Source organism: Actinobacillus seminis, assembly GCF_002263215.1.
GTDB lineage: Bacteria > Pseudomonadota > Gammaproteobacteria > Enterobacterales > Pasteurellaceae > Actinobacillus_B > Actinobacillus_B seminis.
In genome coordinates, this window is record NZ_NLFK01000001.1 from 440,623 (window position 1) to 455,093 (window position 14,471).

The window sequence follows — 14,471 nt, forward strand, 5'->3', positions numbered from 1 at the left end:
TAATTTCACTCATTATTTTGTTATTAAAAAGGGAATAATATTGGTACCAAAAATACGGTCACCAACATCACTAAAATGGTAAATGGGACACCGACTTTAACAAAATCGCCAAAGCGATAATTCCCGGGACCAAGAACCATGGTATTGACCGGCGAAGAAATCGGCGTCATAAATGCCGAGGAAGCCGCAATAGCCACAGTCATGGCAAAAGGCGTCGGCGACACATTTAAATGCTGCGCTAAGGTGATCGCGATAGGTGCCATTAAAATTGCAGTTGCGGTATTTGAAATAAACAACCCGATTACCGCGCTTATCATAAATAAGAAAATTAATATCCAATGTTTACCCATGCCGCCGACAGTTTCGATCATAAAATCAACGATTAAATTAACCCCGCCGGTTTTTTGCAACGCAATCGAAAATGGCATCATACCGATAATCAAAATCAAACTTGACCAATGGATAGAGGCATACGCGCTTTTAGCATCCACGCAGCGAAACTTCGCTAACAATAGACAAGCAATCAATGCCGCCACTACATTCGGTACGATCCCCGTAACCATTAATACAACCATGATCAATACGGAAAACAAAGCATGTAATGCTTGAGTTTGTGCCGGCGCAGCGCGTTCGATCTCCGTCGGATAATCCAAGACTAAAAAACTTTTGGTTTTTAAGTTCATTTCTTGGATCAATTTCCATGCCCCAATAACCAATAACAGGTCGCCGGCTTTGAGCGGTTCTTCCACCAAATTACCACGCAAAATTTCATTATTACGCTTTATTCCAATGATATTTACGCCATAACGCGAACGAAAACGAATTTCCGCAATACTTCTGCCTAAATAATCACTATCGGGAATAGGCGTCACCTCGACCATACCAATGGATTTTACCTGTTGATTAAAATCGTATCTGCGAATTTCCGCCGGCTCTAATTGATGAAGTTGACAGAAATTCCCCTGATCAAATTCCGGATTACTAATATCTATCAATAAAATATCTTTCTCTTTTATATCAACTTTTCCCAATGAAACAGATAAAAAAACTGGTCTAAAACGTTTCCAGCGTTGAATTGCCAATACATTTAATCCATATTTTGAACGTAAATGTAATTCTTCTATTGGCTGACCGATAAAATCCGAACCGCTACGCACGACAAATCGTTTGGTGCGACTGGAAAGTTCGTATTCTTCAATTAATTCTTTCAGCGAATAACGCTCATTATTCTCTGCGTAAGTTTCATCTGCATTATCCAACCAGCGCCGAGCGATTAACATATATAAAATACCAATCAGCAAAATCACCACACCAATAGGAGTAAAAGAGAAAAAGCTAAAACGTTCGCCACTAGCACGCACCAATTCGGAGTTCACCACCAAGTTAGGCGCTGTGGCAATTAATGTCATCATCCCGCTAATTAAACCGGCAATACTCAGTGGCATCATCAAACGCTTCGGCGAAATATTCATCTGCCGACAAATCACCAACACCACAGGAATAAAAATCGCCACAATGCCGGTAGAACTCATAAAAGCCCCCAATCCAGCTACCGCTAACATTAGCAATACCAACACTTTAGTTTCGCTGTTTTTCGACACCTTAATTAACCACTCACTCACTTGATAAGCGATTCCGGTTCTCACCAATCCCTCACCTACAATAAAAAGTAAAGCTATCAAAATAATGTTAGGATCACTAAAGCCGGCCAGTACTTCTTCTGTAGTCAGAATACCACTTAAACTAAAGACCAACATGACCAACAACGCCACGACATCCATACGAATTTTATTGCGTACGAACAAAAAAATCGCCACCAGCAAAAAAATCACCACCCACAATAACGGGGAAGTCAATAAACCGATTTGTTGCTCCCAAAAAGACATAAATATTTTCTACTCCTCTCTAACGCATGGGTTTTATTTTTTTGTACTTACTAAATATTTTTTTACCGGTGCAAAGCTACGACGATATTCAGGCAACACGCCAAGCTGTGCCAATTTTTCCAAATGCAATTTGGTTGGATAACCTTTGTGTTGCGCAAAGGCATAATCCGGGTAGCGACGGTCGAGTACTAACATCTCCTGATCTCTTGCCACTTTCGCCAAAATCGACGCTGCGCTAATTTCTGCCACCAAACTATCCCCTTTCACCACCGCCTGTACCGGCATGGGTAAATCAGGAGCACGGTTTCCATCAATTAACACAAAGTGCGGTTGAATTTTTAAATTTTTCACCGCTCTTTGCATTGCCAACATGGTAGCGTGCAAGATATTTAATCGATCAATTTCTGCCGCTTCTGCACGCCCCAAGCTCCAAGCTAATGCCTTTTGCTTAATTTCCTCGGCAAGTAACACCCGCTTTTTCTCAGATAATTTTTTACTGTCATTCAATCCTTCAATCGGCTGATTGGGATCTAAAATCACTGCAGCGGTCACCACGGCACCCACTAAGGGACCACGTCCCACTTCATCCACACCGGCGATAAATTGATAATCCGGATAATCAAATTGCCGCATCTTATATATTTTCCAATAAATCAATCACCGATTGAGCCGCTTGTTTATCTGCATCACATTGAATTAATTGATGTAAATCGACAAAACGCTGAATTAAATGATGTCGCTGTTGCACCGCTTCTTCCTCTTGGCTTAAATAAACTGCCATTTTCTGCGCTAATTTTTCTGCTTCGCATTCCTCTTGGATCATCTCCGGTACCAGCATTTCATTCGCCAACAAATTCGGCAAAGAAATATACTCTGTTTTAACTAAGCGCTTGGCTAAAAAGTAAGTGGTCGCTTTCATGCGATAACCCACCACCATTGGTGATTTACACAACATACATTCCAACGCGGCAGTACCTGACGCCAACAAGGTTGCCTCTGCCGCGATCATAGATTGGCGCGATTGTCCATCCAATAAATACATCTCCAGCTCCGGTGCAATTTCTGCTTTAATTTGCTCAAACTGCGCGCGACGTTTCTCATTGACCAAAGGAACCAAAAATTGAATATCCGGAAATTGTTGTTTGAGCAATTTTGCAGCTTGTAAAAAAGGTACGCTTAAAAACTCCACTTCCGAACCGCGACTGCCTACCAAGATCGCGACATAACGTTGATTTTCTTCAATATTTAATAATCGACAAGCTTCAGTACGTGACGGTTTTAAGGCGATCGCATCCGCCATCGTATGCCCAATAAATCGACAAGGCACGTTAAAACGATCGTAAAAAGCTTTTTCAAAAGGCAAAAATGCTAACACCAAATGGGTAGCTTTAGCGATTTTATGAATCCGATTTTGTCGCCATGCCCAAACGGACGGGCTGACGTAATGAATGGTTTTTATCCTATTTTCTTTTAATTTCAACTCAATATCCAGATTAAAATCCGGTGCATCAATGCCGATAAAAATATCCGGCTTTTTCTTCAGCATGGTATCAATCACTAAGCGCCGAATTTTTAACAAACGCGGCAAATGCTTCACCACTTCCGCCAACCCCATCACCGCAATCTCTTCCATATCAACGAGGGATTCAAATCCTTCAGCACTCATTTTTTCCCCACCAATACCGATAAAACGCGCATGGGGATAGCGTATTTTTAGGCTACGAATTAAGCCTGCACCTAAAATATCGCCGGACACTTCGCCGGCGACAATGGCAATAGTCGGACTATTCTTTTGCATTTTTGATTTACCTTATGTGCCATTTAAAATGATAAAAACGAAATAAAAAATAACCGCACTTAATATAACAAAAGTGCGGTTAAAAATAACGGGATTTTTTATGAATTATCTAACGAATAATACCACGAGTTGAGCGTTTGAAGAAATCCAGGAAAAAACTAATCGCACTTTCGCGTTCCGCATAATTTTCGATTTCCGGCATCACATCTTCTAGGGTTCTGCTGCTACGATAAATCAATTTATATACATTACGAATCGCGTGTAAGGTCGGTTTATCAAAGCCACGACGTTTTAATCCTTCAATATTGACTCCAAAAGGCTGCGCATGGTTTCCTTGCGCCATTACATAAGGCGGTACATCTTGACTAACCATTGATCCACCACCGAGCATCACGTGTGCGCCGATGATCACAAATTGGTGGATTGCCGACATTCCGCCAACAATGACAAAATCATCCAACTCAACATGACCGGCTAAGGTGGCATTATTTGCCAGAATACAACGATTTTTAATTTGGCAATCATGGGCAATGTGTGCATTGATCATAAATAAATTATCATCACCAATACGCGTTACTCCCCCACCTTGCACCGTACCACGATGAATGGTTACGCTTTCACGAATACGGTTACGATCACCAATCACCGTCTTGGTCGGCTCACCATGATATTTCAGATCTTGATTTATTTCACCAATGCTGGCAAATTGGAAAATCCGGTTATCTTCGCCAATTTTCGTCTCACCTTTAACAACTACATGGGAATTTAACACGGTGCCTTTGCCAATTTCAACACCTCGTTCCACAATACAAAATGGACCGATAACTACGTTTTCACCGATCTTTGCCCCTTCCTCAATGATAGACGACGGATGGATTTTTGCACTAGCATGAATCATATTCACCTCTTAGCGACGAGCGCACATTAATTTTGCTTCACAAGCCACTTTACCATTTACCGTCGCAATGCCGGTAAATGCGGTCACTCCGCGACGTTCTTTAATTACGGTAACGCTTAATTCCATTTGATCGCCCGGCAACACAGGACATTTAAAACGAGCTTCATCAATACCCGCAAAGTAAAATAATTCGCCACCTTGAAGTTCATGGGTTTTAAACGCCAAAATCCCCATGGCTTGCGCCAAGGCTTCAAGAATTAAGACACCGGGTAAAATCGGCTCTCCGGGGAAATGCCCTGTAAAACAAGGCTCATTCACACTGACATTTTTCACTGCTTTAAGCCAACGACCCTCTTCAAAATCCGTAACTCGATCCACCAATAAAAACGGATAGCGATGAGGAAGTAGCGTCATAATTTCTTTTGCTTCAATTGTTCTTGCAGTTGTTGTAGTCGTCACAATAGTACCTTTAATTTAAAGAATAAAATATCACTAGGTGAAATTATACGATATTTAACCGTTCAATACAAAACGTACCACAAATTGTGGCACGTTTTTTACGAAAGTTTTTTTTCTAAAGTTCTTAAACGCTTATTCATCTTATCAATGTCTAAGGTGAGCGCAGCGGTTTTACGCCATTCCTTATTGGTTTGTAATGGAATCCCTGAAGAATAAATGCCCGGTTCGGTAATCGGTCGCATTACCATTCCCATTCCTGTCACCGTGACTTTATCACAAATTTCCATATGTCCATTAATAACACTTGCACCACCAATCAAACAATAACGTCCGACTTTCAAGCTTCCCGCCATAATCACGCCACCGGCAACTGCAGTTCCCGTACCGATATGGACGTTATGCGCAATTTGACAAAGGTTATCAATGATCACATTATCTTCGATTACCGTTGCATCCAATGCACCACGATCAATACAAGTACAGGCGCCGATTTCGACATGATTACCGATTAACACCGTTCCCGTTTGCGGAATTTTAATCCAACGACCACGATCATTAGCATAACCAAAACCATCACTACCAATTACCGCTCCGGATTGAATTAAACAGTGTTCACCGATTTTCACTTCATGATAAACGGAAACGTTCGCCCATAATTGTGTTCCGGCACCGATTTTAACATTTTTACCGATAAAACAACCGGCACCAACCACCACATCATCACCTAACACCACACCATCTTCAATCACAGCATTGGCGCCCACTGCCACATTATTACCTAAAATAGCAGAACAAGAAACGACTGCACTTTCGGCAATATGGTTTGCCGCTTTCGGTGTATTATCCATATATTGCGCTAAAATCGCATATGCCACATAAGGATCTTTCACAATTAATAAATTGCTTTCAGGCGCACAAAAATCCACATCCGCATCAGAAACAATAATTGCTCCGGCTTGAGACTGTGCTAATTTTTCACGAAATTTTACATTAGAAATAAACGTCAATTGTCGTGCATTCGCGTTATCTAGTGATGCAATACTTTCAACAACAACATCGGCGTTACCGCGAAGGATAGCGCCGATTTGAGTCGATAATTCTTGAAGAGAATAATCTCGCATTATTTAGCCTGTTTTGTCGTAGAAGTTGCCGGTTGTGGCAGTGCTTTTAGCACATCTTCGGTAATATCTTTACCTTCTACTGTATAAACAACCGTTTTTTCATCTAAAACAATAGAGAAATTTTTAGCTTTTGCGATATCAGTTGCTGTTTTTTGGATTTCAACCAATGCTTTTTGATTAATTTCTCTCTCACGTTGTTGCACATCAGCTTGGAACTTAGCAACATTTTTCTGGTGTTCTTCAACTAATTTATTAAAATCAGCATTACGTTGAGAAATCAGCTCTTGTATCTCACCTTGACGTTTTTTAGCTAAAGCCGAAATTCCATCTTGGCGTTTTTTTATATCCGCTTGACGTAATTTCGGTGCATCTTTCTCTAAAGACTTAACCTTGGATTCAATTTCTTTATCAATTGCTTTAGCTTTATCATCAATTTCTTTTTCAAAACTTGCTTTTTTATCTTGTAACACTTTTTCATCAGCTTTAAGTTTATCTGCCGGTGCTTTGAACTCCTTGTCCATTTTTTTCAATTCAGCTTGACGGGTTGGATTATTGACAAATGCATAATCCACATTTAAGAAAGCAATATTTTCCTCTGCCATAGCAAATGAAGATGCCAATGCTAAACCTAAAGAAAGTGCGGTTAATTTTACAGCTTTTTTCATTTTTAACTTTTCCTTTAATTAATTACTATTTACCTCCTGTACTATAAACGAATCTATAGGACAAGAACAAGACATTAGACTATATATGTTAATAAAAGTTCCATATCTAGAAAGTTCCTCCAATACTAAATTGGAACTGCTCAATCTCATCCCCATCATATTTTTTCAACGGTTTGGCATATGAGAAGACCAAAGGTCCGATTGGAGATTGCCATTGAAAACCAATACCGGCAGAAACACGAACACGTGATGGATCACTATAATCGGGTAATTTTGGAAAAAGTTGTTTATCTTTTGCGCTCCACTTGGTATTCCAAACACTCGCTGCATCAATAAATAATGACGTTCTGACACTACGTTGGTTTTTATCGGCAACAAACGGTGTCGGTACAATAAGCTCGGCACTACTGCTCATCATCGCATTACCGCCGATAATATCATTATTCACATAACCCCATTGTCCATTGCGCTCCTGATAAATCGCTTGAGGACCTACCGCACCATAAGCAAATCCACGCAATGAACCTATACCGCCGGCTGTATAAAATTGATAAAACGGTAAATTTTTACCTCCAAATCCATTTGCATAGGCTGCCCCCAATGAACCGGAAATAACCCATGTATGATCACGATCTAACGGATAATATCCTTGTACATTGGTGCTTAGTTTATAATATTTATTATCTGAAACCGGAACAGTCACCTTACCGCTAATAGAGGCTTTCACCCCGGAAGTAGGGAAAAAGCCTCGGTTCAAACTATTATAGTTCCATCCCATTGACAGTTCAAAATCATCCGATTTAAACTGCCAATCATTGTTATTATATCCCATAGATTGACGATAAAGATCACGAGTGTATTCCGGAGCAATATTTTTCAATTCGTTATGTATATAACCTAACCCTAAATAATATGAGTTATTTTCATTTACCGGAAAACCTAAGGTTCCATTGATACCATAACTGGTACGTGAATAAGACGCAGAGGTATCATTGCGAGAGTTATCATAACTTTCATAGAAAACGTTACCCCCTAAACTTACACCATCTTTGGTGAAATACGGTTCGGTATAACCTAAGTTAATACTGGTACCGTAATCGTTACGGGAACCGCCCAAACTGATAGATGATCCCATTCCTAAGAAGTTGTCTTGTTTAACACTGGCTTGATAACTTAAACCGCTTTCTGTACCGTAACCGATACCGAAGTTGATACTGCCGGTATTACGTTCTTTTACTTTATAGATAACGTCCAGTTTATCATCTACCCCCGGTACGTTTTCAGTACGAGTTTCCACCGAATCAAAAAATCCGGTACGATCTAACCGCACTTTACCTAATTCCACTAATTGAGAAGATAACCAAGCGCCTTCTTGTTGACGCATTTCTTGACGCAATGTGCTATCGGCACTTACCGTGTTGCCCTCAAAACGAATTTGACGTACAGAATAACGACGACCAGCATCCACCACAAAAGTTAAAGCAATAGTTTTATTTTCATCATCGAATTCCGAGTTAACATTTACCTGTGCGTTCGCATAACCTTGCTCACCCAATGTTGATTTAATACTTTCTTCAACGCTAACGACATCACTACGACGGAATGTATCGTCAATATAAATTTGTTTCAATAATGGCGTTAACGCTTCCGACATACCACCTACATCACCGACAATACGCGCATTTTTTACCGTATATTGTTCACCTTCATTGACTTTAATAATGACATTTGCTTCCGTTTTATCTTCATTAAGCCGAATATTTGTATCTATAATTTGGAATTTTGCATAACCATTATCTAGGTAATAAGCCCGAATTGCGTCTAAATCATTATTAAATTCTATCGGGCTGAATTTATTCCCAAAAAGCTTCCACCATGCATCCGGTTGTAACTCCATTTGCTCTTGCAATTTACTGCTACTCACCGTTTCATTACCGATAAAATCAATTGATTTAAATTTTGCTACATCATTTTCTTTGATTTTTAGCTTCACTTCCGCTTGGTTATTAGGTAATGTATTAATAACCGTATCTACGGTTGCATTATAGCGACCTACACTCGCATAATACTCCACTAAACTTTGACGAAAGGCTTCCAGCTTTTCACGATTAAGAACATCCCCGACTGCAAATCCATTAGAATTCAAATTCTCCTTCAGTGCCTCATTAGGTATTGAACTATTCCCATCTAAAGTTACCTCGACAATAATCGGTTTAGGCACCACAGAAACAACTAAGGTATCGCCTTCTCTAGAGGCTTTGACATCATCATATTGTCCACGTAAAAACAACGTTCTTACAATATTCGCAATATCGTTATCCGTCGCACGTTGACCAACACGAATAGGCAAACCGCTTAACACCGTACTTTCAGATCCGGCTTGTACACCGTCCACACGAATATCTTTCACCACAAATGGTGCTGCAACAACTGTTGTTGAACCAAATAAGAGGCTTGCAATTAGAAGTTTTTTCATCGTTACTTTTATCCTGTTATAAAAAATGACTATAAACGTAAAAAATCATTAAATAATGCGAATGCAGTCAGCACCAGCAACAAAATCGCTCCAATTCTGTACGCAACATTCTGTACAGCCTCGGAAACGGGTTTTCCTTTTACCGCTTCAGCAGCCAAAAACACTAAATGACCGCCATCTAATACCGGCAATGGGAGTAAATTCATAATCCCTAAGTTTACGCTAATCAGTGCCATAAAGCTAAGGTAATAAATCAATCCAATTTCGGATGATGCCCCCGCACCTTTCGCGATAGAAATTGGTCCACTCAAGTTACTTACAGATAAATCGCCGGTAAATAATTTACCGATAACTTTAATCGTTAGCCAAGATAACTGAAGTGTCTTTTCAATCCCTTTTTGCAAAGATTGTAGAATACCATATTTTAATTCTGTGCGATACTCATATGCAAGCGGTTGAAAGGTCGGCGACACCCCCACTTGCCATTGCCCTTTCTCATTTAATGCCGGGATGATCATTTTCGTTAAAAACTCACCCTGACGTTCAATTTTTACACTAAAAGGGATACCCGCCTGCGCCAGTTTAACAAAATCCTGCCATGCCATTAACTGCGCATTATCCGCATAAATTTTATCTCCGACTTGCAATCCCGCTTGCTCCGCCGGCGAATTTTCCAGCACTTTAGACAAGGTCATCTCGACTTTGGTTCGAACCGGTATCATGCCTAATGCACTAAAAGCAGATTCTTTTTCCGGATCAAATGTCCAATGCGATAAGTCAAGAATTTTGGTTTGTGAAGTCGTGGAACCGAAAAGCGATAGCGTCAATTCCACTTGTGGATCCCCCATCTTCGTTGCCAACAGCATATTGATCGTTTCCCAATCCGGCGTCGCAGTTCCATCAATCGCCATAATTTGTGAATTAGGCTGGATTTTCGCTTGCTGTGCAATTGAACCTTGCGTCACTTCCTCAATCACTGGCTTGACACTTGGAATGCCAACCGTATAAATCACCCAATAAGCAAAAATCGCAAATAAAAAGTTAGCTATCGGTCCGGCAGCAATCACAAATGCCCGTTGTGCAACGGTTTTACTGTTAAAGGATTGATGTTTTAAGTTTGCCGGAACTGCTTCATTACGCTCATCCAACATCTTTACATAACCACCTAAAGGAATTGACGAAATAGCAAACTCAGTACCTTGTTTATCAATTTTTGACCACAATACTTTGCCAAACCCAATAGAAAAACGGTGAATTTTTATACCGCACTTTCTGGCTGCCCAAAAATGACCGTATTCGTGTACAGAAACAAGGACACCGATCACAATCAAAAATGAAACTAATGACCATAAAAATGACATAGCACTTTCCTATAACACATAAAAATAAAAATAGGCAAAAAACGGTACTGCGGCGGTTAGACTATCAATTCGATCTAAAATCCCGCCATGTCCCGGAATTAATTGGCTACTGTCTTTTATGCCACTTTCACGTTTAAACATACTTTCCGTTAAATCTCCTAAGATCGAAATTGCCACCGTGGCTACCGATAAAACCACAAAAGGCACTATCACCACCGTAAATAAATTATCCGGCGCCACTTGAACAAAAATCGTCGCCAGCACACCGGCTGTCACTAATCCACCAAAAACCCCTTGCCAAGTTTTTCCCGGCGATACGCTTGGCGCTAATTTATGTTTGCCAAATTTACGTCCTACAAAATAAGCACCGGAATCAGCACTCCACACCAAAATAAACACATACAGCAACAACATTAAGCCATGATATGGATTGGCGCCATACTCGTCCAAACGTAATTTTAAAACGCCGACTAAGAAAGGAATCAAGGTACAAAAAGCAAAAATAAGTTGCAAAAATCCCGATTTTCCCCAAAGTTTCGCTGAAATTGGATAGTACACAACAAATCCCAAGGCGACAAACCACCAAATCACGGAAAGCAACAATAAGGGTTGAGCGTAATTTTCAAATACCCGACCGGCATTGATATAATCGCCTTCGCCAAAAATCCACAGAAACAAAAATGCACCACATAAGCCGGCAATTAAAATACGCCAAAAACCGACATTAATTTTCGCAAACTGCGTCCATTCCCACACACCAAGTGTTACCACGACGCCTAATGCCAAGGCAAAATAGAAAGGTGAAAATAAAAATAAGGCAGCGAAAACAATCCCAATAAGCACAATGGCTGACAAAACCCGTTCTTTAAGCATTTAATCTCCTCACTATTCCGCACTACCAAAACGACGATGGCGTTGCTGATACACCATGATCGCCTGATGAAATTCTTGTTCATTAAAATCCGGCCATAATACATCGGAAAAATACAATTCAGCATAGGCAATCTGCCATAACAAAAAATTACTTATCCGCTGCTCGCCGCTTGTTCGGATCAATAAATCCACCGGCGGTTGATCTTGGGTTACCAAATAACGCTGAAACAGTACTTCCGTAATCTCTGAAACTGCCAGCCTATTCTCTTTAACTTGCCCAGCCAATGTTTTTGCCGCCTGCACAATGTCCCAACAACCGCCATAATTGGCAGCAATATTCAAGGTAAGTGCGGTGTTATTTTCAGTTAATTTTTCCGCATCATTGATTTTTTCTTGCAAACCGGTACTAAAACCTGTCACATCACCAATAATTTTTAACCGAATATTATTTTTATGTAAATTTTTTACTTCACGCTCAAGTGCCTGCATAAACAAGGTCATCAATGCACTAACTTCTTGTTGCGGACGATTCCAATTTTCGCTGCTAAAAGCATATAATGTCAGCACCTTTATACCAACTTTACGCGCATAAGCAACCGCTTGACGAACAGCAAAAACGCCATTTTTATGTCCAAAAATACGCATTTTCCCTTGTCGTTTCGCCCAACGTCCATTACCGTCCATAATAATCGCAACGTGTTGTGGAATATTCTCTGGATCTACTTCTTTCATATGCTCAATTGACTCGGATTTTTAACCGCACTTTTATTCTTGCCACTATATCATAGGCTTAATCATGTTAAAAACGTAAAATCGCTTGTTTTGCAAATTCGCGTGCTATGCGATCGACTGACAATACATCGTCAATCCCAGAAATGACTTGTGGCGTCATTTTTTCCACCGTCACCTGATTCACTTTCGCAATATCCATAAAACCAATTTGTCTATTTAAAAATGCCTCTACCGCCACTTCATTTGCCGCATTCATCGACGTTGTCGCATATTGTCCGGCAGCAAACGCTTCAATCGCCAATTTTAAGCAAGGATAACGTTGGTAATCCGGTTGCATAAAGGTCAATCCGCTCAACTGATAAAAGTCAAGCGGTGCCACACCGGCAACAATCCGCTTTGGATACGCCATGGTTTCGGCAATCGGCGTGCGCATATCCGGATTACCCATTTGTGCAATCACGCTTCCGTCAATATAACGTACCATTGAATGAATAATTGATTGTGGATGAATAATCACTTCCATTTCATCCGCCGACGCATTAAACAACCAACGAGCTTCAATGTATTCCAAGCCTTTATTCATCATGGTCGCCGAATCAACAGAAATCTTTTTCCCCATTGACCAATTTGGATGAGCTACCGCCTGTTCCGGCGTAATCTGTGCAAAGTCGGCTAAATCGGTATAACGAAACGGACCGCCGGATCCGGTCAATACAATTTTGCTAATACCTAATTCCGCTAATGGACAAAAACCAATTTTTTCTTGAGCTTGCGGTGGCAAAGATTGAAAAATCGCATTATGTTCACTATCCACCGGCAATAATTGTGCACCATATTGCCGAACCGCATCAATAAAAATTTGCCCACAAGTCACCAATGCTTCTTTATTTGCCAACAACACGCGTTTGCCAGCTTTCACTGCCGAAAGCGTCGGCAACACTCCTGCCGCGCCCACGATTGCAGCCATCACCTGATCTGCTTCATCATGTGCGGCTAGCTCACAAATCGCTTGTTGACCACTAAGCACTTGAGTTTGACTGCCTGCTGCCGATAACTTTGCTGCCAACAATTTTGCCGCTTGCTCATTTTCCAACGCGACAAAGTGCGGTTGAAATTTTACGCATTGTTCAAACATTAATTCGACATTACGCCCCCCCACCAATGCAAATACCCGGTAGGATTCCGAGTTGTGTTCAATCACTGATAGGGTACTTTTGCCAATCGAACCGGTGGATCCTAAAATCACTATTTTTTGTTTTTTTGCATAATTTTTCACCGCACTGTTGTCTTATCGTAATCACATAAAAAAGGACGCCAGCATAGCGTCCTACATACAAGCGTATTAGTAATCGATTGAAATTATTAGAAATCCAATAATTCTTTTTCTTTTTCCGCTAAAGCTTCATCCACTTTTTTCACATAAAGATCAGTAATTTTTTGGATTTCATCCTGAGCTTTACGTTCTGCATCTTCACTAATTTCTTTGTCTTTCAACAACACTTTAATTTGATCATTGGCATCACGACGCACATTGCGAACCGCTACTTTTCCTTGTTCCGCTTCATTTTTTACGATTTTAATCAAATCGCGACGACGTTCTTCAGTCAGTGGAGGTAATGGAACACGAATAGTCGTACCGGCAGAAGAAGGATTTAATCCTAAATCAGAAGTTAAGATTGCTTTTTCCACCGCACTAATTAAACTGCGATCAAAAACAGTTACTGCCAACGTACGCGCATCTTCTGCCACAACATTGGCTAATTGACGAAGTGGCGTTGCCGCACCATAATAATCAACTTGAATACCATCAAGTAAACTTGGTTGCGCACGTCCAGTACGAACTTTTGAAATATGACTTTTAAAGGTTTCTAAACTTTTTTCCATACGCACTTGCGTATCTTTTTTAATTTCGTTAATCACAGATATTCCTTTTAAATTAGATAAAATTACAGATTGAGTAAAAAATTATTCACAAATCAATGTGCCTTCTTGCTTACCTAAAATGACATTACGCAATGCCCCCGGTTTGCCCATATTAAATACGCGGATCGGCATATGGTGATCTCGCGCGAGAGTAAATGCTGCCAAATCCATTACTTGCAATTCTCGGTCAATGACTTCCGCATAAGTCAATTGATGATACAATTTTGCCTCTGAATTTTTCGCCGGATCAGAATCATAAACCCCATCCACTTTTGTCGC

The 14,471-nt window shown here is 40.4% G+C and carries 14 protein-coding genes; all 14 read right to left on the minus strand.

All coding sequences use genetic code 11. The features are described 5' to 3' along the window. Window positions 1–23: 23 nt before the first annotated feature. Complete coding sequence (locus tag CFY87_RS02155; protein ID WP_094945650.1) at window positions 24–1,886, minus strand: SLC13 family permease; 1,863 nt, start codon at window positions 1,884–1,886, stop codon at window positions 24–26. 33 nt (window positions 1,887–1,919) lie between these two features. Next, window positions 1,920–2,519 (minus strand): ribonuclease HII, encoded by a 600-nt coding sequence (rnhB, locus tag CFY87_RS02160; RefSeq protein WP_094945651.1) that lies wholly within the window; start codon window positions 2,517–2,519, stop codon window positions 1,920–1,922. 1 nt (window position 2,520) lies between these two features. After that, complete coding sequence (gene lpxB / locus CFY87_RS02165) at window positions 2,521–3,684, minus strand: lipid-A-disaccharide synthase (protein WP_094945652.1); 1,164 nt, start codon at window positions 3,682–3,684, stop codon at window positions 2,521–2,523. Between the two features lie 109 nt (window positions 3,685–3,793). Continuing rightward, window positions 3,794–4,582 (minus strand): acyl-ACP--UDP-N-acetylglucosamine O-acyltransferase, encoded by a 789-nt coding sequence (gene lpxA, locus CFY87_RS02170; protein ID WP_094945653.1) that lies wholly within the window; start codon window positions 4,580–4,582, stop codon window positions 3,794–3,796. A 9-nt stretch (window positions 4,583–4,591) separates the two neighbouring features. Next, complete coding sequence (gene fabZ / locus CFY87_RS02175; protein WP_272896433.1) at window positions 4,592–5,044, minus strand: 3-hydroxyacyl-ACP dehydratase FabZ; 453 nt, start codon at window positions 5,042–5,044, stop codon at window positions 4,592–4,594. A 95-nt stretch (window positions 5,045–5,139) separates the two neighbouring features. After that, the gene (lpxD, locus tag CFY87_RS02180) at window positions 5,140–6,162 is read right to left on the minus strand and encodes a UDP-3-O-(3-hydroxymyristoyl)glucosamine N-acyltransferase (protein WP_094945655.1); all 1,023 of its coding nucleotides are present in this window, start codon (window positions 6,160–6,162) and stop codon (window positions 5,140–5,142) included. Next, window positions 6,162–6,827 carry an OmpH/Skp family outer membrane protein gene (locus CFY87_RS02185; RefSeq protein WP_094945656.1) on the minus strand — a complete coding sequence of 222 codons (666 nt, stop codon included), beginning with the start codon at window positions 6,825–6,827 and terminating at the stop codon, window positions 6,162–6,164. Before CFY87_RS02185 ends, lpxD begins: the two co-directional genes overlap by 1 nt. Window positions 6,828–6,933: 106 nt before the next feature. After that, on the minus strand, window positions 6,934–9,303 hold the full coding sequence (gene bamA / locus CFY87_RS02190) for an outer membrane protein assembly factor BamA (RefSeq protein WP_094945657.1): 2,370 nt from the start codon (window positions 9,301–9,303) through the stop codon (window positions 6,934–6,936). 29 nt (window positions 9,304–9,332) lie between these two features. Further along, window positions 9,333–10,664, minus strand: coding sequence for a sigma E protease regulator RseP (rseP, locus tag CFY87_RS02195; protein ID WP_094945658.1), 1,332 nt, complete (start codon window positions 10,662–10,664; stop codon window positions 9,333–9,335). Window positions 10,665–10,673: 9 nt separating this feature from the next. Continuing rightward, a complete protein-coding gene (locus tag CFY87_RS02200; protein ID WP_094945659.1) occupies window positions 10,674–11,537 on the minus strand; it encodes a phosphatidate cytidylyltransferase in 864 nt (287 codons plus the stop codon). A gap of 12 nt (window positions 11,538–11,549) precedes the next feature. Further along, complete coding sequence (gene uppS, locus CFY87_RS02205) at window positions 11,550–12,269, minus strand: polyprenyl diphosphate synthase (protein ID WP_094945660.1); 720 nt, start codon at window positions 12,267–12,269, stop codon at window positions 11,550–11,552. Between the two features lie 67 nt (window positions 12,270–12,336). Then, window positions 12,337–13,545 carry a 1-deoxy-D-xylulose-5-phosphate reductoisomerase gene (gene ispC / locus CFY87_RS02210; RefSeq protein WP_143226155.1) on the minus strand — a complete coding sequence of 403 codons (1,209 nt, stop codon included), beginning with the start codon at window positions 13,543–13,545 and terminating at the stop codon, window positions 12,337–12,339. A gap of 86 nt (window positions 13,546–13,631) precedes the next feature. Beyond that, complete coding sequence (frr, locus tag CFY87_RS02215) at window positions 13,632–14,189, minus strand: ribosome recycling factor (RefSeq protein ID WP_094945661.1); 558 nt, start codon at window positions 14,187–14,189, stop codon at window positions 13,632–13,634. Between the two features lie 45 nt (window positions 14,190–14,234). Next, window positions 14,235–14,471: amino acid kinase family protein (locus CFY87_RS02220; RefSeq protein WP_473786503.1), on the minus strand; the 237-nt coding region annotated here is incomplete at its 5' end.

Bases quoted from the DNA above. Each gene is read 5' to 3' on its own strand.
- CFY87_RS02155 (WP_094945650.1), bottom strand. From the start codon at position 1,886: ATGTCTTTTTGGGAGCAACAAATCGGTTTATTGACTTCCCCGTTATTG.
- rnhB (WP_094945651.1), bottom strand. From the start codon at position 2,519: ATGCGGCAATTTGATTATCCGGATTATCAATTTATCGCCGGTGTGGAT.
- lpxB (WP_094945652.1), bottom strand. From the start codon at position 3,684: ATGCAAAAGAATAGTCCGACTATTGCCATTGTCGCCGGCGAAGTGTCC.
- lpxA (WP_094945653.1), bottom strand. From the start codon at position 4,582: ATGATTCATGCTAGTGCAAAAATCCATCCGTCGTCTATCATTGAGGAA.
- lpxD (WP_094945655.1), bottom strand. From the start codon at position 6,162: ATGCGAGATTATTCTCTTCAAGAATTATCGACTCAAATCGGCGCTATC.
- CFY87_RS02185 (WP_094945656.1), bottom strand. From the start codon at position 6,827: ATGAAAAAAGCTGTAAAATTAACCGCACTTTCTTTAGGTTTAGCATTG.
- bamA (WP_094945657.1), bottom strand. From the start codon at position 9,303: ATGAAAAAACTTCTAATTGCAAGCCTCTTATTTGGTTCAACAACAGTT.
- rseP (WP_094945658.1), bottom strand. From the start codon at position 10,664: ATGTCATTTTTATGGTCATTAGTTTCATTTTTGATTGTGATCGGTGTC.
- CFY87_RS02200 (WP_094945659.1), bottom strand. From the start codon at position 11,537: ATGCTTAAAGAACGGGTTTTGTCAGCCATTGTGCTTATTGGGATTGTT.
- uppS (WP_094945660.1), bottom strand. From the start codon at position 12,269: ATGAAAGAAGTAGATCCAGAGAATATTCCACAACACGTTGCGATTATT.